Genomic DNA, 20,333 nt, shown 5'->3' with positions numbered 1-20,333 from the left:
AAAAATGTGCCGCCGCTAAGACGGCACGGGTGAATCAAGAGGTTGAGTATTCGAGATACAGCCTTTCGAGCGCCTCTTGGTATTTGTCTCCCTTTAACGTTTTTTTCAGCACGGCCAGGGCTTCGAGCGCTGAAGCCGCAGCCAGCGCCTCGTTTTCTCCCCGGTAGGCGGCACGCAGCCTGGCTGCTGCAATGATCGATTCTTCAGTCGTTGGCATGTTATTGCCCTCGAAGGATTGAACCTCACTGATAGTCGCAACCCTCAACGATTTCAAGTCCAAGGTGAGAGCTCCACCGAAAGGCCTTGGCCTGTTCAGTGAAGGCGACGATTACCCGATCAGCTTTGCGCCGCACTAACCGCACCGATTGCCGTGGATTTATTCCGAACGCTCTTGTACAGCAGGCTGGACACCATGAATCCAATAATGGCCAACAGACTCATCAAGCTGAAGACGTAGTTGTAGCCTTGCTGACCCGGGAAATGATCGAGGATTGCGCCGTAGATGACGTAAGCGAACATGCCCGGTGCGTAGCCGATCAGGCAGCCGATACCGAAGGCTGAACCGGTGATGTGCGAAGGGATGCCGACTTCACCCATGGGGCCCCAGAACACGCCGCGCATGGAAAACACAATCAGCGCGAACGACAGCGTGGCCGCCATGCCCGCATAGATAAAGCTCGGGCTTTTCGGGATCAGCATGATCACGCCCATCAGCGGCAGCAAGGCCAGGAATGCCCACTTCAAATAGCGGCTGGTGCTCTTGAATTGCTTGTCGGCAATGAAACCACCGGCGGGGCCACCGAGGATCTTGAGGAAGTACTGATTGATGATGCCGTAGGCGCCCACCAGTGCTACGGGCAGCCCGTACATTTCCTTGAGGTAGGGAATGAAATAGGTCAGGCCACAGTAGACGATGTAAACCATGAACACGTTGAGGCTGACCAACCAGATGCCCGGCACCTTGATGGCTTCGAGCAGGTTCGACAAACCGTTCTTCGGCTTGGCAGTCGGCTGTGCGCTGCCGCCCTTGAGCAGGAACCAGGTTAGGGTTCCGGCAAGAATGTCGATGACCGAGTAGAAGAGGATTGCCGATTTCAGACCGGTTTCACCAGAGCCCATGGCGACGAAAACGCCCAGTGCAGAAAAGGCAACCAGGGTATCAATGACGCCACGCCCACCTTCCAGCAGTCCAAACAACCGACCCTGTTCCTGATCGTCACCCAGATTGCGGATGGCCTTGAGCAGCGAGGGCCAGAAGATGCAATCGGCGCAGACGGCCAACAGGCTGAACACGATCAGCAGATTGCTGAAGGGCGGAAAGGTCGCCAGATACAGCCCCAGGCCACCGGTACCAATCAGGCCGATGGGGATCAGTTTGCGCGTGTCGTAGCGGTCGGCGAGCACGCCGCCGACGACAAACAGCGCGGTGGCGATGATGGCGTTGGCGCTCAGCAGCAGGCCGATTTCAGTGTGGCTCAAACCCATGAATTCTTGCATGGGGATGTAGAAGGCGTCTTTGAGGTTCGCCAACTTGTAGATGGTGCCACCACCGAGGATGAGAATCAGGAATCTGAGCCATTTGGCCTTGTCACGAGTTGTCATTATTGTTCTCCAGGCTTGGATAAGCAGTGCTGGTTGTTACGTCGGGTTCAGGCGTTCAGGGTCAACTCGGCCAGGGTTCGGAACTCGGCCAGCAGGCCTCGCACATAGGCGACCTGGTTGTTTGCCCAACGATGTTCGTCGGCGAGCATTCGTTCGAGCGAGTAGCCGTCCGGGAGTGGTGTGTCACTCATTTCCCGGTACGCAATGAATGGATCGGCAACCTCAGAGGTCTGGCGGAACGCCGGGGCGACGTAGTGATTTTCCTGCTCAAGAATGAACGCGATCACTTGCGGGGTTGAGTCGCCGAGCATCAACAGTTCGAACAGCATGCGAGCGCTTGGCAGGTCGTCATCGTCGCTGCCCTGCAGCACGCCGTAATGGCCGAAGCCGTTGTGCTCGGGGACGATGCGCACACCTTTGAGGTGGGTCTGGCGTATGTGCGGCGCCAGGGTCCACAGCGCCGGTAAGGGTTGTTCACAGGCGTTGATCATGTTGCCGAAGTCGAACAAGGCATGCAGCCGTGGGTGGTTTAGACGGCTCAGCAGTTGCGCGATCTCGGCGCTCTTGAGTTCCTCATGCTGCTCGAAGTCGAAGAACAGGTCGTGTTCATCGGCCTGCTGCGCGAGGTAATGCAGGTCTGACTCGATCACGTCCATGACCCGGGACAGCGTCCCCTCGTAACGTGAGTAAACGCGGATATTGCGCACACCCAGCGCCTTGGCAATGGCGATCACCTGATCGACATCTTTCTTCAGCGTGCTGCTGATTTCCAGGTGCACATCCAGTCCGAGCGCATTGGCCTTGTCGGCAAACGCTTGCAACTGCGCGGGTGTCATTTGGCTCAGGCTGTTTTCTTCGCCGTCGAGCAAGTGCAGGCTCAGACCCTGCAACTCGTGGCGATAGGCGAAGTCCAGCAGGTCGGCAGGCGTGACACGGCCATGGGTGAGGTTGGTCAGCAAGGGATAGGCATGAGCAAACAAGCGCATCTGCCCAAGGCGGTCGAGCAGTTGACGGGCCAGTGCTTCAGTCAGTAGGGGAGGTGTTCCTGCCTTGGCAGCCTTGTGGCTGAGCAAGGCATTGAATCGCTCTTGGATCTTATTGTTCATTCGAGTCGTTCCTGGTCAGACGCCGGGTCTACCGGCGCAGCCTTTATCGCGCCAGTCAGGAACTCTCGATAGATCCATTATCAGTTAAATCATAAGACCACTTGCCTTGCTTCAAGTGGCCTGCAGGTACCCCATTTTGCTCAAGGCCCGGGCCAGCGCTTCGACGCGTTCTTGCGCCTGGCCCTCAGGCGTACCGGCGAAACCGATGAGCAGGGCAGGTGGCAGGACATGCTCAAGGCAGTAGTCGCTCAGGGCATAGGTGTGGATGTTGTGCCGGGCCAGTTCCCTGGCGATCACGTCGTCATCAAGCGTGGGTGGCAGCCAGGCGATCAAGTGCATGCCGGCTTCCACCGGGGTGATGTTGAAGAAGCCACCCAGCTGTTGCTGAAGTTGCTCGAGCAGTGCTTGCTGGCGAGCCTGGTACAGCGCGCGCATGCGGCGAATATGGCCGAGGAAGTGGCCTTCGCGCATGAAGTCCGCCGTCGTCGCCTGGAGAAGCGTGGGCGGGCTGCGATCCATCACCGCACGCAGGGTGCAGAAGGGTTCGATCAAGGCTTGCGGCAATATCACATAGCCCAGTCTTAGCGAGGGGAAGAGCACTTTGCTGAAGGTGCCGACGTAGATCACTCGAGCCATTCGGTCCATGGCGTAGAGCGCGGGGAGGAGGCGGCCGCTGTAGCGCAATTCACTGTCGCAATCGTCTTCGATGATCCAGCTCTGATACTGCGCAGCCCAGTCGATGAGCGCCTGGCGCCGTGCATAACTCATGGTCACGCCCAAGGGATGCTGGCGAGATGGCGTGGTGAAGACCAGGCGGGCGTCAGGGCACTCGGCCAGGCCTTGCTGAATATCAATGCCTTGTTCATCGATCCGCAACGGGACCACCTGAGCCCCTTGAGCCTGCAACGCAATGCGCGCCGCGATGTGTCCTGGGTCTTCCATCCACACGCTGTCCTGCGGATTGAGCAACAGCATGCCCAACAGGTTGAAGGCTTGCTGGGCGCCGGAAACGATCACCACCTGCTCGGCACTGCAATCGATGCCACGGGCATCAAAGACGTACTCGGCAATCGCCGTGCGCAAGGCCTGTAACCCTTGCAGTTCGCCATAGCCAAGCATGGCCTTGGTCGGCTTGAGCAGGTGGCGGTTCATCAAGCGCCGCCACACAGCCAGCGGGAATGTGTCGTAGGTACTGTGGCTGGGCAGGAATGAGGTGGGGGTCGCAGGGTCCCAATCGGTATAGGAAACCCCGCGAAAATGACTGCTGCGCAGCGACAGCATGGACTGGCTCAGGTCGGACAGGCGCGGTGGCTGGCGCTGCTCTTCGTCGGCAATCCCTCGGCTCTCCCACTCATCGCCGACATAGGTACCGGCCCCGGTACGCGACGCCAAAAAGCCTTCGGCAATCAGTTGATCGAATGCATTGAGAATGGTGATCCGCGACAGCGCCAATTCTTTGCTCAGCGTCCGCGTCGACGGCAGGCGCACGCCCCCTTGCATTTTTCCGCCGAGAATCTGTTTGCGAATCTGCAAATAGAGTTGGCGGTACAGGGGGATGGAACTGGCACGGTCCAGCTCGATAGCCGACAGCAGCAAACCTGCAGGGGATTTCATCACATGCTCGTCTGGAGGGAAGGTGGTTTGACCTGGAACACCATCATACCGAGGTGTGCAGGGTATCGAGAGGCACGGGGTAAGTCATCCATCGCAGGGATGATGCAACGTGCACTGTCATGAAATGAAAAGCCATTGTCGTCTGATGAGAAGCGACTCGCCAGACGGCGTCCTACAGTCCAATCAGCGCAATTCGACGCAGCATGCCCAACTGAGACTGGAGAATAAGAAAAAATGGCCAAAGCCGTACGCTTCTACGAAACCGGTGGTCCCGAAGTCCTTCGTTATGAAGAGGTCGACGTCGGCGATCCCGGTCCAGGCCAGGTTCGTCTTCGTCATGTGGCGGTGGGCCTGAACTATGCCGACACCTACTTTCGCAATGGCACTTACCCGATTCCGATGCCCAATGGCATGGGGGTTGAAGCGTCCGGTGTGGTCCAGGCCATCGGCGAAGGGGTGACCAACGTACAAGTCGGCGATCGCGTCACCTACACCGGTTTTCTCAATACCTTGGGTGCCTACAGCACCGAACGTCTGATCCCGGCCGCGCCGCTGATCAAATTGCCGGAAACCATCAGTTTCGAAACCGCCGCGGCCATGACCATGCGCGGCTTGACGTCCTCGTACCTGATGCGACGCATTTACGATTTCAAGGCTGGCGACAGCATTCTGCTGCACGCCGCTGCCGGTGGTGTGGGCCTGATCGTAGCGCAGTGGGCCAAGCTGCTCGGTCTGAACGTCATTGGCACCGTGTCCACCGAGGCCAAGGGTGAAGTCGCCTTGGCCCATGGCTGCGAGCATGTCATCAACTACAGCCATGAAGACGTTGCCCAGCGCGTTCGCGAGCTGACGGACGGCGTGGGGGTCAACGTGGTGTTCGACAGTGTCGGCAAGAACACCTTCATGGGCTCGCTGGATTCGCTCAAGCGTCGCGGTTTGATGGTGTGCGTCGGCACGGCATCCGGTCCGATCCCGGCCTTCGATCCGGTACTGCTGGCGATGAAAGGCTCGCTGTTCATGACCCGTCCGGCTCTGGCCGACTACATCGCCGACCCGGTGGAAAAAGCCGTGTTGGCGGGCGAGTTGTTCGACCATGTCGGCAGCGGTCGGATCAAGATCGAGATCAACCAGCACTATGCTTTGCAGGATGCCGTGCAGGCCCATCGCGACCTGGAATCACGCAAGACCACGGGCTCATCGATTTTCGTCATTTAAGGGAGTCGCCTGCCATGAAAGTCGAACAATTGACCTGCAGCATTGGCGCCGAACTGATTGGCGTCAACCTTGCCGACGCGGTGCATGACGATGGCCTGTTTGCCGAGATTCGTGCTCAGTTGCTCAAGCATCGGGTGGTGTTCCTGCGTGATCAGGACATCACACGCGCCGAGCACGTGGCCTTCGCCCGTCGCTTCGGCGAGCTGGAAGATCACCCGGTGGCGGGCAGCGACCCGGATCATCCGGGGCTGGTGCGCATCTACAAGAACCCGGACCAGCCGGCGGACCGCTATGAAAACTCCTGGCACAGCGATGCCACCTGGCGTGAGGCCCCGCCGATGGGCTGCGTGCTGCGTTGCGTGGAGTGCCCGCCGGTGGGTGGCGACACTATGTGGGCCAACATGGTCGAGGCCTATGCGCGCTTGCCGGAAGACGTGAAGGTGAAGATCGCCGACCTGCGCGCGCGCCACAGCATCGAAGCGAGTTTCGGTGCCGCCATGCCGATCGAGAAGCGTCTGGCACTGAGGGCGATGTACCCGGACGCCGAGCACCCGGTGGTGCGCACCCACCCGGAAACCTTCGAGAAGGTGCTGTTCGTCAACGCCTTCACGACGCACTTGAGCAACTACCACACCCCCGAGCGGGTGCGTTTCGGCCAGGACGCCAACCCGGGCGCGAGCGAGTTGCTGCGTTACCTGATCAGCCAGGCCTACATCCCCGAGTATCAGGTGCGCTGGCGCTGGAAACCCAACAGCATTGCCATCTGGGACAACCGCAGCACCCAGCACTACGCCGTCATGGATTACCCGCCGTGCCATCGCAAGATGGATCGCGCCGGGATCATCGGCGACAAGACTTACTGATCGACCGCACCTGCATTCGCACTCGTAGACACGCCTGCCCGGCACGATCCCGGGTGGGCGGAACAATCATAAGAACAGGAGTAACTCATGCAATTCTTCGACGATTCCCTGCACCCGGAAAACATGGAAAAGGTGGTGATCACCGTGGCCCCGTATGGCCCCGAGTGGATGCCGGAAGACTTTCCTGAAGACATCCCGCTGACCATGGATGAGCAGGTGCAGAAGGCGGTTGATTGTTATGAGGCGGGTGCAACGGTATTGCACCTGCACGTGCGTGAATTGGACGGCAAGGGTTCCAAGCGTCTGTCCAAGTTCAACGAGTTGATCGCCGGTGTGCGTGAAGCCGTGCCGGACATGATCATCCAGGTCGGTGGTTCGATTTCCTTCGCACCGGAAAGCGATGGCGAAGCCGCCAAGTGGCTGTCTGACGATACGCGCCACATGCTGGCCGAGCTGACGCCAAAACCGGATCAGGTCACGGTGGCCATCAACACCACCCAGATGAACATCATGGAGCTGTTGTATCCGGAGTATCTGGAAGGCACTTCCCTGGCCAATCCTGCCTATCAGGCGGCCTACAGCGAAATGACCGTACCGGCCGGCCCGGCCTGGGTTGCCGAGCATCTCAAGCGTCTGATGGACAACGGCATCCAGCCGCATTTCCAGCTGACCGGCATGCACGCCATGGAAACCCTCGAGCGCCTGGTGCGCAAGGGCGTCTACAAAGGTCCGTTGAACCTGACCTGGATCGGTATCGGCGGCGGTTTCGATGGCCCTAATCCGTTCAACTTCTTCAACTTCATCCACCGCGCGCCAGACGGTTGCACCTTGACCTCCGAGTCGCTGCTCAAGAACGTCATGCCGTTCAACACCATGTCGATGGCCATGGGTATGTACCCGCGTGTGGGCAATGAAGACACTATCATTGATCACAAGGGCGATCGTTTCGGCTCAGTTGCGCAGATCAAGCAGACCGTACGCATCGCCCATGAACTGGGTCGCGAAATCGCCACGGGCAAAGAAGCCCGCGCGATCTACCGCATCGGTGTGCAGTACCAAAGCATCGAAGAAACCCTGTTGGCCAATGGCATGGCCCCCAACCGCAAGGCCGGGCAGAAAGGTGTGCCGCAACGCGGCTGATCGGCAGACGAAGCGGGAGGTCAATGGCTTCCCGCTCGCTGCACTGCAACACGCTTGATAACAACAATAAAACAAAGCTTTGAGGAGGCTGCATGGCCTTTCACCCAATCGCCGCAGACGATGACGACTGTGCTGTCGGTGTTGCGCGTCCGTATGCCTGGATCGTCTTCGCACTGACGTTCGGGCTGTTGATTTCCGATTACATGTCGCGCCAGGTGCTGAACGCGGTGTTCCCGATGCTCAAGGGCGAATGGGCCCTGAGCGACGGTCAGCTCGGCCTGCTCAGTGGCATTGTCGCTCTGATGGTGGGGCTGCTGACCATTCCCCTGTCATTGCTGGCGGATCGCTTCGGCCGGGTCAAGAGCCTGGCGCTGATGGCTTTGCTGTGGAGTCTGGCGACGCTGGGCTGTGCGTTGGCGCAAGACTACCAGCAGATGTTCATTGCACGGTTCATGGTCGGCGTCGGCGAAGCGGCGTACGGCAGCGTCGGCATCGCGGTGGTGATTTCGGTATTTCCCAAACACATGCGTGCAACCCTGACCAGTGCGTTCATGGCGGGTGGCATGTTCGGGTCGGTGTTGGGGATGGCGCTGGGCGGTGCAATCGCCGCCAAGCTTGGCTGGCGCTGGTCGTTCGCCGGCATGGCGCTGTTCGGCCTGCTGCTGGCGGTGCTTTACCCGATCATCGTCAAGGAAGCACGCATTGCGCCGCAACGTGCCGCTCAGGCGGCGAACAAGGCGGCTAACGCGGTCAAGCGGCCGTTGCGTACGCTGTTTTCCAGCCGCTCGGTGATCGCTGCCTACATCGGCAGTGGCTTGCAACTGTTCGTTGGCGGCACCGTCATTGTGTGGATGCCCAGTTACCTCAATCGTTATTACGACATGGCCACCGACAAGGCAGGCGGCGTCGCGGCGATCATCGTTCTGTGCAGCGGTGCGGGGATGATCCTGTGCGGCATGCTCAGCGATCGACTGTGTCGCCATTCGCCGGAGCGCAAAGTCGCTTTGGCTATCGCCTATTGCCTGGGCAGTTGTCTGCTGTTGTCGGCGGCGTTCGCCCTGCCGGCAGGGCCTGTGCAATTGGTGCTGATCTGCCTGGGCATGTTGATTGCCGCCGGCACGACCGGCCCTTGCGGCGCCATGGTTGCCAACCTGACCCATTACTCGGTCCACGGCACGGCCTTCGCCACGCTGACCCTGGCCAACAACATGTTGGGGCTGGCGCCGGGGCCGTTTATCACCGGCAGGGTTTCCGACCTCATCGGCTTGCAGGCTGCTTTTCAATTGGTGCCACTGGTCAGCATCGCGGCTGCGGCCGTGTTCTTTTATGCCAAGTGTCATTACCACAAGGACATTGCCCGGCTTAAGGGCGAGCGGATCAACGATCCGGTGGGCGAATCCGTAGTAGAGGTGAAGTTGTGAGTCGTCGTTTACGTATTGATGTGTTTTTCGATTTCATCTGCCCCTGGTGCCTGATCGGCAAACGCCAATTGGAGCATGCGCAGGTACAGTTTCGCAGTCGCCAACCGGATGTGCAGATCACCACGGTGTGGCATGGCGTGCAGTTGCTGCCGCAGTTGCCGGTAGAAGGTGAACCTTTCGCCGATTTCTATCGCCAGCGTCTGGGCAATGCCGACGCTGTGGCCATGCGACAGGCCCAGGTGCAGCAGGCCGCCAAGGCAGTGGGGGTGTCCATCGACTTCAGTCGCATAGGCACCATGCCCAATACCGCAGACGCCCATCGGCTGTTGGAGCGTGTCAGCGTACTGGGCAATCCTGCCCGGCGTGACGCCTTGTTCGAGCGTCTGTTCGCTGCTTATTTCCAGAAGGGCGAAGACCTTGGTTGCCGTGAGACCTTGCTCGCCATTGCCCGGTCCTGCGGCATTGAGGCAGAAGCTGTGGCCGACTGCCTGAAGGGCGACGCCAGTCCCTTTGACGGATTCCCCGGCGGCGCCAGCGGCGTGCCGAGCTTTCAGTTCGACCGTCGGATGACGATGGTGGGCGCGCAGCCTGCCGAAGCGCTACTCGGGGCCATGAGCGAAGCCCTGAAAGAAAGTGCTCGTGAGCGGCAATCGATATGAGTCTTCGTGTCCCTGTACCTGCCGGAAAACTCCCGCAGGTGGGTGGTCGTGCGCTGTTCGAATTCGATGGCAAAAGCCTGGCGTTATTCAACGTCGAAGGTGACCTGTTCGCCATCGACGACAGTTGCCCGCACCAGGGTGCCTCGCTGTGTGGCGGGCGCCTTGAGGGTAGGGTGATTCAGTGCTGCGCCCATGGCCTGCGCTTCGATCTGCGCAGCGGTTACTTGCTCAATTCAACCCAGCTCAAAGTCGCCAACTACCCGGTCGAGATCATCGACGGCCAGGCATTCATCGTCATCGTTCCCGAGGAGTCCGCGCCATGAGCGCCATCGCTCTTACCCGTATCCATAGCCGAACGCGCGAACTGGCGCCGGGTTTTGTCGTCAGTCTGATCGTGGCGGCGGCCGCGTCCTTTTTGTCCGAGCACTACGGCGCGCCGGTGATGCTGTTTGCCTTGCTGTTGGGCATGGCGCTGAACTTCCTGGCCGGTGACGGCGCCTGCAAGGCTGGCATCGAGTTCACGGCGCGCACGGTGTTGCGCATTGGCGTGGCGTTGCTGGGCATGCGCATCACGCTCGAACAGATTGCCGCGCTGGGCTGGAAGCCTGTGGCGCTGGTGGTGATTGTGGTGGTGGTGACGATCGGCGTTTCGGTGATCGCGGCAAAGGCGCTGGGGTTTCAGCGTTTGTTCGGCATGCTCACCGGTGGGGCCACCGCGATTTGTGGTGCGTCGGCGGCGTTGGCGCTGGCGGCGGCATTGCCGAACCATCCGCAGAAAGAACGCGCAACGTTATTCACGGTGATCGGGGTGTCGGCGCTGTCGACCCTGGCGATGATCGTGTACCCGATGATTGCCAACTGGCTGTCGTTGTCGCCGCAAGTGGCGGGCGTGTTCTTGGGGGCGACCATCCATGATGTCGCCCAGGTGGTCGGTGCCGGTTACAGCATGTCGACCGAGACCGGCGATACGGCCACGGTGATCAAGCTGATGCGGGTTGCCATGCTGCTGCCGGTGATCGTCTGCGCCGCGATGATTACCCGCCTGCAGGGCGCCGACCCGGCGGGCAAACGACCGCCGCTGCTGCCGTGGTTCGCCGTCGGGTTTCTGATTCTGGCCTGTATCAACAGCACCGGCTGGATAGCCCCGGTGGTGCAGGGATCGGTCAATGAATTGTCGCGCTGGTGCCTGGTGGTTTCCATCAGCGCCCTGGGCATGAAGACCCAACTCAAGGAGCTGGCGGCTGTCGGCATCAAACCCATTTTGTTGATGGTGGGGGAGACAGTGTTCCTTGTTGTGTTGGTGCTGCTGTTGCTGCGGTGGGGAATGTAAGCACACAAAACTGTGGCGAGGGAGCAAGCTCCCTCGCCACAGGACTCCTCGGCCGGTGTCACAGATACCGGTTCTTTGCGGCGACTGTACCAGCAGTCGCCGCTTTTTTATTAGCTCGAAGATGCATCGTCACCAACTGCCATAGGGAATGCCAAAGTGTTCGATGTAGCGTTTTGAAGAGTCTTTGATCTTGCCGTAGAAGCCGTTGTACTTGCCTTGATCGGGGCCTAACGGCTCGATGCCGACTTGCCCGCGATCGACCTTGTGGGCGCGGAAACAGTCGTCCCAGACCCAGACTTGAATGATGCCGCCCGGCGCGAGCCCCAGATTCAGGGCTGCACTCGGATTGGCAGTAAACTCAGGGGTTTCGTGGCAACGCTGGGCTGTCGAGTTGCGCATGATATCGCGGGTGGATTCGGAGATATCGATCCAGCCCGCGTAGGTCTTGCGCTCGACAATCGATTGCCAACGCACAAAGAGGCGTTTCGGCAGGTCGGCGCCTGTGACGGGCATGCCGGCGCCGCCAATACCCACCCAGCCCCGCGCATTTTCAGTTCCATTCTCGTGGTCACTGCTACCCGCTACCCCCGCAGCGATATCGTAAATAATCCGCCCCTTTATGTCCTCGACAGCGGAGGTCTCGACCCATACCGTCATATGAGCGGGCTCGGTGAAGCCGATATACCACCAAGATGTCCTGTAGTCGTTTTTGGCCGACAGTGGATCGACGGGTTGGCAGGCACTTATCGATACAAGCGCCAATAACACGATCAGCATTTTCATGGTTACAGCGTCCATTCCGGTACATGAGGGTGGTGCACCCGTACGGCATCTGCCGTTGGGATATGGGCATAGGCCAGTTCGAATCGGGTGGTGCGGGGGCCTGAGAGAAACGTCGGGCTCCAGTGCGCCGACTGATGGATGTAGCGCAGCTTCAACAGGTGCTCCTCGGCGGCGGTAATGCGGTAATCACCTGCGACAAACCGTTCGCACATTAGCTGAATCTCGGCAGGTGGTGCCAAAGCGGCGCGTTGCTGAATATCGTAAAACTCAACCCCATGTTTTTTGGCCGCCTCATACATCACCCGCAGGTATACCCGTGATAGCCCGGCACCGATCTTACGTCGGAGCTGCAACCCGACAAATACCCGCTTTTGTTTCGGCGCGCTCTGCTCTCTTGGCTCAGGCAGCAGCGTTACCGGATCTGGGGTGATCAGTTCCAGCATCTCCATTGGCCAGCCCTTGGCGTGCCATTTCGCCCGTTCCTGTTGTGTCTCTCGGTAGATCGAGGTGGTTTTTACGTCGGTGAACTCACCGACCTCCAGAGCTTGCATGGGGCTGAGTAACACGCACTCTTCGATGTCTTCGCGGTAACCACCGCCGATATCCGAGTGAACCCCCGGCAGGCTGATTTCCAGATGATCCGGACTGACGCTGTTGAGGGCGAAATTAGCGCGGTATTCGTCCCGTGCCACCAGTTGCAAAACATTGGGAAAGAAGTGCGGCATCAAATACAACTTGACCCCGGGGGTTGCCGGGCTGCGCACATTACCCAGGTTACTCAGGCCACCCAAGGAAGCGACGGTGTCGAACAGGCCGATAAACCCGACATTGACCCCTTCACCAAAGACCTTGCTGAAGCCCCGGTCGAACAGACTATTTGGCAGGTACAGCGTTTCCCTGAGCGGGCTGTTGGTTCCTGACAGGCACAAACAGGCGAAATGTCGGGCGGCGGCCGCACCACGGCTGAAGCCGAACACGTCGAAGGTCAAGGAGCTGATTTGGATGTCCGGGAAGACCTCATGAAAGTTGCGTAACCGCCGTTTTATCTGGCCGAATGCATCCAATACCCGAGCTTCGATACCGGTCTCACCCCGACCCAAAGCCATGCCCAGCAGACTATCCTGCCCACCTGCGGTCGTACCAATACCTTCGACATAGACCTTATCGAATGCCTTTTTTTGCTGGATGATTTTTCCCTGGTCGATAGATGCCATATACAAATCATGCAACTGCTTAACATTCGTCACTTCACCCCCATAACTGCTGTCAGGGTCTTGCATGTACGGCTTGCAATTGCCATCCATATCCTGCGCTGATACCGGATGATGAGCCGCGCACTTGCGCCCCATCTCCACGTTGAACGGGTTATTGCCTGAGCCATCAAAAAACACCCCGATACGCAGAGTGACCTTCACAATGGCGGCTTCCTCGCGCGCTTCCTTGGCTTCCCACACTTCGTTGAGTTGCTCTGCCTGTGTCCGTTGCCGGGCCATCATTTCGTCGTATTTGCGTTGTTCTTCCGCCGGGTCTGGTCGAAGCCCGGGTTTTCGGGTCCGTTCTGCCAGGGCGCGGTCGCGGCAGACGGCGCAGTGGTGACCCCCAAAGTCCTTTTCCATGAATGCATCCCTTTTGCGCAAAGCCCGTCCCTGGGCGCCACATCAGTGATCGGTTTCTGGGGACAACAGTGCGCGTTGGGGGATAGGTGACGCTGCCAGTCGCGACTTAATCGCTTGTAGGATCGGGATGGGATGCTTGAAGCCTGAGGCTGTCAGAAAAGCCTTCAGGCAATGAATGCGGGGGGAGAAGGGGGGCAACGGGGAGGCGCATCCGCTAATCCGCTGCGGACTTTTGCCCGTGCCGGCCACAGATTACTCGGAGGTTCGGCTGGCTCAGGACTCTTTGGAACCAGAGAGAGATTTTGAGGTGGTCTGTTTTTGCGCGCTGCGCCACGCGGCGGGCGGCATGCCGAACTGGGTGATGAACCAGCGTGTGAAGGAACTCGCCATCGAATAGCCGAGCATGTCAGCGATCCGTCCCAACGAGTAATTCGGGTTGTCCAGGTAGCGCAACACCAGGTCGCGGCGCACGTCGTTGATCAGGTCGTTGAAGGCGCAGCCGTCGTCTTTCAGGCGACGTTGCAGGGTTCGAACGTTCATGCCTTGGGTCTGGGCGATTTGCTCGATGGTGGCGCGTCCCATCGGCAGCAACAGGTAGATGGCTTTGCGCACCTCGAACAGCATCGAGGGACCTTCATGACTCAGCAGTGAGTCGAGGTAACTCTGGGCGTAGCGCGCCATCGCCGGGTCGGCATTGGGGTTGGTCGCGTCGAGGCTGGCGTCGGAACAGACAATGCCATTGAACTCGCTGCCGAACTCCAGATTGCAGCCGAACAGACGGCGATGCAGTTGCAGGTTGTCGGGAGGCTGGTGCGTGAAGTTGACGCTGTAGGGGCGCCAGTGGGTGCCGAGCAGGGCGGCGCACAGGCGGAACATCACCCCGATGGCCAGTTCGGTGGCTTGTCGGCTGGGCATCGGCGACTCGGTGACCACCTCCTCACGAATGATCACCATCTTGCCGGCCTCTTCAATGAAGATGGCCAGCGAATCATTCATCAGATGCCGGTAATGCACCACGACCTGCAAGGCATCACGCAGCGTTCGCTGGTGGCTGAGCAGCAGGCTGACCACGCCGAAGTCCGAGAGCTGGCGCGACTCGGCCATGCTCAGGCCGAAGCTCTGGCAGCCACTGGCGGCGGCCGAATCTTCCAGCAGGCGCACGGCGGCATCAATGGGGATGCGGTGTTCGGGCGCTTGCAGCAGGGCTTTGCTCAGGCCGACGCCGGCCAGCACATCACGCGGATTGAACCCCAGGTACTGGGTGACCTCCAGGTAGTTGGTCAAGACGGCGGCGCGAACAAGCTTGGGCATGCGAAGGTCTTTCCTGGGCCGATTGCGATTCAGATGAGCGTGGCGACTATATCCAGCACATCAGCGGTTGAACAGTTGCGGTGTCGTCGATGGCGCTCGGCCAATCCTGTCCCGAATCACGACCATTGCCATGGGGCAATCGACGCTCACCCCTTGATTACAGTGACCCGCAGCGAAGCTGCGGGGTTTTTCGACCAATGGTCGCGGCACGCCAAACACCTGGAAATCTGTCATGAAAAGAAAAGTGCCTGACGTCCAATGAAAAGCGCCTGGGGTGGGCGCTCTTTAATGTCAGTCCTACAAAAAGCCCCTGGCGATAGAGCCAGTCGAGTCATCGAGAAAGCGAAGGTGTTGAAGTGGACAAACTGCAAACTGCAGCAACCGTTCTGATCGTACCGGGTCTGCGTGAGCACGTTGCCGAGCATTGGCAAACGCTGCTTGAGGCAAGGCTCTGCAAAGTGCGCAGCGTGCCGCCGCTGGAAACCGACAAGCTCGATTGCGCCAAGCGGGTCGAAGCGATCCAGCACGCGCTGGAGCAGATCGACGGGCCGGTGATTCTGGTCGCTCACAGTGCCGGTGTGCTGATGGTCGCGCACTGGGCTGCGCAGCACAGTCGTCCGATCAAGGGCGCGCTGCTGGCCACGCCTCCGGACCTCGATGCTCATTGGCCGCAAGGCTACCCATCCGCTGAAACCCTGCGCACCCAGGGTTGGAATCCTCTACCAAAAGAGCCACTGCCGTTCCGCAGTCTGGTGGCCGCCAGTACCAACGACCACCTCGCCAGCCTGGACGCCGTCACTTGTCTGGCTGACAGCTGGGGCAGCGAACTGCTCAATCTCGGCGAAGTCGGTCATCTCAATCCGACTGCAGGGTTTGGCCTCTGGCCGCAAGCCGAAGCACTCATCCTGCAGTTGGATCGCTAATTCAGGCGCCGGTTGGCCCCAGCCATCCGGCATTTGCCCTCACTCCTGAAAAACGCAAACCCCTGGAACAAGAGGGTGCGCGAGGGCGGCTGCGCTTAAAACAAATACAAAAAGGCGGAGACAACGCAATGCACAACAATAAGAGTCACGGGTTCGCACCCTCGCGTTACACCTTGTTGGCCTCGGCCATTTTGGCCGCCGCCGTGCCGGTCGCGCAGGCGATCGAACTCGACACAGGTAACCCGGACTGGACCGTGCGCCTGGATAACACCGTGAAGTACAACTACGGCGTACGCACCGAAAGCGCCGACAAGCGCATGTTGGCGACACCGAACAACAACGATGGCGACTACAACTTCCGCAAGGCCGGAACCAACATCACCAATCGCGTTGACCTGTTGACCGAGATGGATGTGGTTTACCAGAACCACGTGGGCTTTCGCGTCAGTGCCGCCAGTTGGTACGACAAGGCCTACGAGAACACCGGTTCCAATTCCAACCCGTTCGTCAATGGCAATGACGCACGGTCGGGTCTGGTCGCCAACGATCCACGCCTGGCCGGGGTCACCGGCGACAATGTCGGCAACGGCAGCCCGCACCTGAGCAACTACGCCCAGCGTTACTACACCGGTCCATCCGGCGAAATTCTCGACGCCTTCGTGTTCTACAGCACCGAAGTGGGCGAAGAATCGCTGTTGAGCGTCAAGGCCGGTCAGCACAACGTGTTCTGGGGTGAAACCATCCTCAACCCGGTGCACTCGATAAGCTACGGCCAGTCCGGCCTGGACCTGGCCAAACTGGCCGCCTCGCCGGGAACTGAAGCCAAGGAGCTGTTCGTTCCGCGCAACCAGCTGTCGATGTCGTTCACCGTCAATCCCGAATTGACTGTGGGCGCTCAGTATTTCCTCGATTGGGATGCCGCCCGCCTGCCTGAAGCCGGTACTTACTATGGCGGTTCCGATCTGGTCGGCTTCGGTGCGCAGTCGTTCCTGCTAGGCAACACCAACGGCGTGGTGCCGGGCAGTCCACTGGGCTGTGGTCTGGCACCGTGCAACGGCTTGACCAATGTGCGTCGCGGTCACGACCTGACGCCGGATAAGCGCGGAGATTGGGGCGTGATGGCCAAGTGGTCGCCGGCCTGGCTGGATGGCACCCTCGGCGTTTACTACCGCGAAACTTCGGAAATCCTGCCGCAAGCCTGGTTGAACGCCACCGGCCTGACCTCGGCCAATCCCAACGGTACCCCGCCTGCCGGCATGGTGCCCGCGGTGGTCAACACCCTCAATTCGTTGAGCACCAGCACCTATCAGCTGGCCTATGCCGACAACATCAAGATCGTTGGCCTGAGTTTGTCCAAGGATGTGGGCGGAATCAGTGTGGGTTCGGACCTGAACATTCGTCACAACATGCCGCTGGCCAGTATTCCCGCGGTTGTCAGCTCGACAGGGCCGCGGGGTTTGGGCGCAGGTCTTGGGCTGTTGCCGGCCCGCACGGCGGCCACCGGTGTGATCTATGACACCCCGCAAAAGGGCGACAGCATGAGCGCCACCGGTGACACGTTGCACTGGACGCTCAACGGCCTGATGACCTTCCCGAAAACACCGGTGTTCGATTCGGCCAGCCTGCTCGCCGAGTTGTACTACAGCAACTTGCTCAAGCTCGATAGCAAGAACGAAGCGCTCTACAAGGGCAAGGACACCTATCGCGGCATCGACCAGCCGACCCGGGACAACTGGGGCATCGCGGTCAACTTCACGCCGACCTGGTACCAGGTGTTCCCAGGGGTTGATCTCAACGCACCGATGTCCATCAACGTCGGCCTGGACGGCGTGTCACCGGTGTCCGGTGGCGGTGCCAAAAACACCGGCAACTATGCCGTGGGCGTGGGGGCCGTTGTGTACAACAAATACTTCGTCGACCTGAAGTACGTGGACTCCTTCGGCGAGACCGATAAGTGCGATACCAGCGGTTTGAGCACCGGCGCCGCCAATGCTGGCAGCGGCGACGGCTCCACCCCCAATGCCTTTAGCGGCAATGAAAACTACGCGTGTTACGGCGGCGGCTACTCGGCCTTCTCCGGTGGTGGGGCCACGACTGAGGACCGTGGCGCCGTTTACCTGACGATGAAAACCACTTTTTGATTCACCACTGATTTGCTCAATGCAAGCAGGAGAATAACAAGATGAAATTCGCAAAAACCGTGTTGGCCGCTTCGCTGGCCATGGTCCTTGCTGCCCAGGCACAGGCCGCTGTTTCAACCCAGGACGCCGCCAAGTTGGGCAGCAGCCTGACCTTGGTCGGGGCTGAAAAGGCCGGAAATGCCGATGGTTCGATTCCCGCCTATGACGGTGGCCTGACCACGCCGCCGGCCAGTTTCAAATCCGGTGACAGCATGCGTCCGGATCCCTTCGTCAACGAAAAACCGTTGCTGGTGATCGACGGCAAGAACGTCGATCAGTACAAGGGCTTGCTCACTGCAACTACGGCGGAACTGGCCAAACGTTTCCCAAGCTTCCACGTCAATGTCTACCCGACCCACCGTACAGTCTCTTTGCCTAAGGCTGTGCTGGACAATGGCATGAAAAACGCCACCGGCGCCAAATCCCTCGAGGGCGGGTTGGCTATCGATAACGTACTGCCCGGTGTGCCGTTCCCGATTCCGCAGTCGGGCAACGAGGCGATGTGGAACTTCCTGTTGCGTTTTCAGGGGGTCAACATCAACTCCAAGTACGACTCCTGGAACGTCGATTCCGCCGGCATTGCGAGTCTGGCGATCACGGGGCAGGCATCCATTTCCTATCCGATCTACGAGAACCTGACGCAGCCGATCAGCAGCGCCGACGTCTACTACCAGATGAAGTTGTCCTATACCGGCCCGGCACGCCGGGCCGGCGAAGCAATAATGCTCAAGGACGCGGCCAACCCATTGCAGCAACCGCGTCGCGCCTGGCAATACTTGCCTGGCCAGCGCCGCGTGAAACTGGCACCCAACCTGGCCTACGACACACCTAACCCGGGCACCGCCGGCGCGGGCACCTACGATGATGTTTTCGTGTTCAACGGTGCGCTGGACCGCTACGACTGGAAGCTGGTGGGCAAGCAGGAAATGATCGTGCCGTACAACACCTACAAGCTGACCTACGCTCAGGACCCCAAATCGCTGACCACGGCCAATCACCTGGCACCGGATTATGTGCGCTGGGAAAAACACCGGGTGTGGGTGGTGGAGGGCAACCTCAAGTCCGGCGCCCGGCACATCTATCAGAAGCGTCGCTTCTACCTCGATGAAGACAGCTGGACCGCTCTGGCCTCTGACCAATATGACGCCCGTGGTCAGCTGTACCGTGGCTCCTTCGCGTTCCTCAGCCAGAGCTACGACAAGCAGATCCCGGACTCCACGCCCTTCATGATCTACGACCTGGTGGGTGGTTCCTACAACATCAATGGTGTGGTCGGGCCTTACGGCGGCATCAAGTACATCGATCCGCTTTCCAAGGCGCAGTGGTCGCCGGAGTCCCTGGCAGGTGCCGGGATTCGTTAAGCAAACCGTGAAAAAGCGTACCGCACGACGGTCGGCACATGCCGATCGTTTCGGGCGCCTGGTTTGAACGTCAGGCACACGGACGTGTGTCCCGGCGCGGTTATCCGAAGAGGACGCGGTATGTGTTCGTATAAAAATTACCTGCAGCTGGCGCTCGGCGTTCTGCTTGCAATGTTGCAGGGCCTGAGCCACGCGTCCGCTTATGTCGACGTGCTGGATCTGCCGGCCAGGGTCAGCGCCTTGGCCGTCAACAGCCCGTTATCCGGCATGGCCCGCGCCGGCGATCGTCTGGTCGCAGTCGGGCAGCGCGGCCACATTCTGTATTCCGATGATGCCGGCAAACACTGGCAGCAGGCAGCGGTGCCGGTCAGTGCCGACCTCAATGCCGTGAGTTTTCCTTCCGCCACCCAAGGTTGGGCGGTGGGCGGTGACGGCGTGGTGTTGCACAGCAGTGATGCCGGCGCGACCTGGCGCAAGCAACTGGACGGCCGCGAGATTGGTGCCTTGCTGGTCAAGCATTACGGCGCATTGGCCAGTGCAGAACCGGGCGACGAACAATGGCCACTGCTGGTCGCCGAAGGTGAGCGCCTGATGGCGCAGGGCGCCGACAAACCGTTGCTCGATGTCTGGTTCGCCAACGATCGCCTCGGCTATGTGGTCGGGGTGTTCAACCTGATCCTGCGTACCGAGGATGGCGGCCAGAGCTGGATACCGTTCCAGGACCGCACCGACAACCCGCAGGGCTTTCACCTCAACGCCATCGCCTCCACTGGCGATGCGCTGTACATCGCTGGCGAGCAAGGCCTGTTGCTCAAGTGGGATGACACCCGACAGCGGTTCGCCGCCGTGCAGACACCCTATCAGGGCAGTTTTTTCGGTGTGCTCGGCAAGCCCGGCGAAGCGCTCGTCTACGGCTTGCGCGGCAATGTGCTGCGCAGCACCGATGGCGGACTCAGCTGGACCCCGCTGGACAGTGGCCTGCGCGTCAGCATCACCGCCGGCCTCGTCGATGGCCGTGGCAACTACCGCTTGTTCACTCAGGGCGGGCAAATGTTGGTCAGCCAGGGTGCAGGTACGCAATTGCATCTGGTTCAGCAACGGGCACCGACACCGGTGACCGGCGCCACTCAGTCCGCCGACGGTGCTCTGGTGGTGGTTGGCAGCCGTGGTGCACGGACGCTGTCCGTTGAATAAGCCCTCGAACCCTTA

The 20,333-nt window shown here is 59.9% G+C and carries 18 protein-coding genes; 11 read left to right on the top strand and 7 right to left on the bottom strand.

What is annotated here, in order from left to right; translation table 11 throughout:
- Window positions 1-34 precede the first annotated feature (34 nt).
- From TU81_RS11135 to pdxR, 4 genes are all read right to left on the bottom strand, one after another.
- Window positions 35-280: a hypothetical protein gene (locus TU81_RS11135; RefSeq protein WP_008072387.1), complete on the bottom strand. Its 246-nt coding sequence runs from the start codon at window positions 278-280 to the stop codon at window positions 35-37.
- A 56-nt stretch (window positions 281-336) separates the two neighbouring features.
- Window positions 337-1,602, bottom strand: a complete 1,266-nt coding sequence (locus tag TU81_RS11130) for an MFS transporter (protein ID WP_048395076.1) — start codon at window positions 1,600-1,602, stop codon at window positions 337-339.
- Between the two features lie 47 nt (window positions 1,603-1,649).
- Window positions 1,650-2,708 (bottom strand): sugar phosphate isomerase/epimerase family protein, encoded by a 1,059-nt coding sequence (locus TU81_RS11125; protein ID WP_048395074.1) that lies wholly within the window; start codon window positions 2,706-2,708, stop codon window positions 1,650-1,652.
- A 111-nt stretch (window positions 2,709-2,819) separates the two neighbouring features.
- The gene (gene pdxR / locus TU81_RS11120) at window positions 2,820-4,322 is read right to left on the bottom strand and encodes a MocR-like pyridoxine biosynthesis transcription factor PdxR (RefSeq protein WP_048395073.1); all 1,503 of its coding nucleotides are present in this window, start codon (window positions 4,320-4,322) and stop codon (window positions 2,820-2,822) included.
- A 234-nt stretch (window positions 4,323-4,556) separates the two neighbouring features.
- On the opposite strand from pdxR, the gene TU81_RS11115 reads away from it, so the two are divergent.
- The 7 genes from TU81_RS11115 to TU81_RS11085 all read left to right on the top strand — a co-directional run bounded on the left by TU81_RS11115 (window position 4,557) and on the right by TU81_RS11085 (window position 10,950).
- Window positions 4,557-5,537: a quinone oxidoreductase family protein gene (locus TU81_RS11115; RefSeq protein ID WP_048395070.1), complete on the top strand. Its 981-nt coding sequence runs from the start codon at window positions 4,557-4,559 to the stop codon at window positions 5,535-5,537.
- Window positions 5,538-5,551: 14 nt separating this feature from the next.
- Complete coding sequence (locus TU81_RS11110) at window positions 5,552-6,400, top strand: TauD/TfdA dioxygenase family protein (RefSeq protein WP_048395068.1); 849 nt, start codon at window positions 5,552-5,554, stop codon at window positions 6,398-6,400.
- Between the two features lie 87 nt (window positions 6,401-6,487).
- Window positions 6,488-7,540, top strand: coding sequence for a BKACE family enzyme (locus TU81_RS11105; protein ID WP_048395067.1), 1,053 nt, complete (start codon window positions 6,488-6,490; stop codon window positions 7,538-7,540).
- Window positions 7,541-7,632: 92 nt separating this feature from the next.
- Window positions 7,633-8,961 (top strand): MFS transporter, encoded by a 1,329-nt coding sequence (locus TU81_RS11100; RefSeq protein WP_038980144.1) that lies wholly within the window; start codon window positions 7,633-7,635, stop codon window positions 8,959-8,961.
- Complete coding sequence (locus tag TU81_RS11095) at window positions 8,958-9,620, top strand: DsbA family oxidoreductase (protein WP_048395064.1); 663 nt, start codon at window positions 8,958-8,960, stop codon at window positions 9,618-9,620. The genes TU81_RS11100 and TU81_RS11095 overlap by 4 nt, the downstream gene beginning before the upstream one ends.
- Window positions 9,617-9,943: a Rieske (2Fe-2S) protein gene (locus tag TU81_RS11090; protein ID WP_038980146.1), complete on the top strand. Its 327-nt coding sequence runs from the start codon at window positions 9,617-9,619 to the stop codon at window positions 9,941-9,943. Before TU81_RS11095 ends, TU81_RS11090 begins: the two co-directional genes overlap by 4 nt.
- Complete coding sequence (locus TU81_RS11085; RefSeq protein WP_038980147.1) at window positions 9,940-10,950, top strand: YeiH family protein; 1,011 nt, start codon at window positions 9,940-9,942, stop codon at window positions 10,948-10,950. The genes TU81_RS11090 and TU81_RS11085 overlap by 4 nt, the downstream gene beginning before the upstream one ends.
- A 129-nt stretch (window positions 10,951-11,079) precedes the next feature.
- Here the strand turns inward: TU81_RS11085 and TU81_RS11080 are convergent, their stop codons facing one another.
- The 3 genes from TU81_RS11080 to TU81_RS11070 all read right to left on the bottom strand — a co-directional run bounded on the left by TU81_RS11080 (window position 11,080) and on the right by TU81_RS11070 (window position 14,660).
- Complete coding sequence (locus TU81_RS11080) at window positions 11,080-11,733, bottom strand: DUF2931 family protein (protein WP_038980148.1); 654 nt, start codon at window positions 11,731-11,733, stop codon at window positions 11,080-11,082.
- Between the two features lie 2 nt (window positions 11,734-11,735).
- Window positions 11,736-13,349 (bottom strand): phospholipase effector Tle1 domain-containing protein, encoded by a 1,614-nt coding sequence (locus tag TU81_RS11075; protein ID WP_038980149.1) that lies wholly within the window; start codon window positions 13,347-13,349, stop codon window positions 11,736-11,738.
- A gap of 273 nt (window positions 13,350-13,622) precedes the next feature.
- Complete coding sequence (locus TU81_RS11070) at window positions 13,623-14,660, bottom strand: AraC family transcriptional regulator (protein ID WP_038980150.1); 1,038 nt, start codon at window positions 14,658-14,660, stop codon at window positions 13,623-13,625.
- Window positions 14,661-15,016: 356 nt separating this feature from the next.
- On the opposite strand from TU81_RS11070, the gene TU81_RS11065 reads away from it, so the two are divergent.
- The 4 genes from TU81_RS11065 (at window position 15,017) to TU81_RS11050 (ending at window position 20,318) form a co-directional block, all read left to right on the top strand.
- Window positions 15,017-15,583, top strand: coding sequence for an RBBP9/YdeN family alpha/beta hydrolase (locus TU81_RS11065; RefSeq protein WP_038980151.1), 567 nt, complete (start codon window positions 15,017-15,019; stop codon window positions 15,581-15,583).
- A 128-nt stretch (window positions 15,584-15,711) separates the two neighbouring features.
- Complete coding sequence (locus tag TU81_RS11060) at window positions 15,712-17,724, top strand: DUF1302 domain-containing protein (RefSeq protein WP_048395061.1); 2,013 nt, start codon at window positions 15,712-15,714, stop codon at window positions 17,722-17,724.
- Between the two features lie 41 nt (window positions 17,725-17,765).
- Window positions 17,766-19,124, top strand: coding sequence for a DUF1329 domain-containing protein (locus tag TU81_RS11055; RefSeq protein ID WP_048395059.1), 1,359 nt, complete (start codon window positions 17,766-17,768; stop codon window positions 19,122-19,124).
- Between the two features lie 120 nt (window positions 19,125-19,244).
- Window positions 19,245-20,318: a WD40/YVTN/BNR-like repeat-containing protein gene (locus TU81_RS11050; protein ID WP_048395057.1), complete on the top strand. Its 1,074-nt coding sequence runs from the start codon at window positions 19,245-19,247 to the stop codon at window positions 20,316-20,318.
- Window positions 20,319-20,333 lie beyond the last annotated feature (15 nt).

Origin of the sequence: Pseudomonas lini, from assembly GCF_001042905.1 — a bacterium.
Classification (GTDB): domain Bacteria; phylum Pseudomonadota; class Gammaproteobacteria; order Pseudomonadales; family Pseudomonadaceae; genus Aquipseudomonas; species Aquipseudomonas lini.
Note: the sequence above shows the minus strand (reverse complement) of the source record. Positions and strands in the feature narration are given on the sequence as shown.

What these genes read in the sequence shown, in the direction of transcription:
- TU81_RS11110 (WP_048395068.1), top strand. Translation starts at nt 5,552, where the DNA reads ATGAAAGTCGAACAATTGACCTGCAGCATTGGCGCCGAACTGATTGGC.
- TU81_RS11105 (WP_048395067.1), top strand. Translation starts at nt 6,488, where the DNA reads ATGCAATTCTTCGACGATTCCCTGCACCCGGAAAACATGGAAAAGGTG.
- TU81_RS11080 (WP_038980148.1), bottom strand. Translation starts at nt 11,733, where the DNA reads ATGAAAATGCTGATCGTGTTATTGGCGCTTGTATCGATAAGTGCCTGC.
- TU81_RS11085 (WP_038980147.1), top strand. Translation starts at nt 9,940, where the DNA reads ATGAGCGCCATCGCTCTTACCCGTATCCATAGCCGAACGCGCGAACTG.
- TU81_RS11115 (WP_048395070.1), top strand. Translation starts at nt 4,557, where the DNA reads ATGGCCAAAGCCGTACGCTTCTACGAAACCGGTGGTCCCGAAGTCCTT.
- TU81_RS11075 (WP_038980149.1), bottom strand. Translation starts at nt 13,349, where the DNA reads ATGGAAAAGGACTTTGGGGGTCACCACTGCGCCGTCTGCCGCGACCGC.
- TU81_RS11050 (WP_048395057.1), top strand. Translation starts at nt 19,245, where the DNA reads ATGTGTTCGTATAAAAATTACCTGCAGCTGGCGCTCGGCGTTCTGCTT.
- TU81_RS11060 (WP_048395061.1), top strand. Translation starts at nt 15,712, where the DNA reads ATGCACAACAATAAGAGTCACGGGTTCGCACCCTCGCGTTACACCTTG.
- TU81_RS11090 (WP_038980146.1), top strand. Translation starts at nt 9,617, where the DNA reads ATGAGTCTTCGTGTCCCTGTACCTGCCGGAAAACTCCCGCAGGTGGGT.
- TU81_RS11055 (WP_048395059.1), top strand. Translation starts at nt 17,766, where the DNA reads ATGAAATTCGCAAAAACCGTGTTGGCCGCTTCGCTGGCCATGGTCCTT.
- TU81_RS11070 (WP_038980150.1), bottom strand. Translation starts at nt 14,660, where the DNA reads ATGCCCAAGCTTGTTCGCGCCGCCGTCTTGACCAACTACCTGGAGGTC.
- pdxR (WP_048395073.1), bottom strand. Translation starts at nt 4,322, where the DNA reads ATGAAATCCCCTGCAGGTTTGCTGCTGTCGGCTATCGAGCTGGACCGT.
- TU81_RS11125 (WP_048395074.1), bottom strand. Translation starts at nt 2,708, where the DNA reads ATGAACAATAAGATCCAAGAGCGATTCAATGCCTTGCTCAGCCACAAG.
- TU81_RS11100 (WP_038980144.1), top strand. Translation starts at nt 7,633, where the DNA reads ATGGCCTTTCACCCAATCGCCGCAGACGATGACGACTGTGCTGTCGGT.
- TU81_RS11130 (WP_048395076.1), bottom strand. Translation starts at nt 1,602, where the DNA reads ATGACAACTCGTGACAAGGCCAAATGGCTCAGATTCCTGATTCTCATC.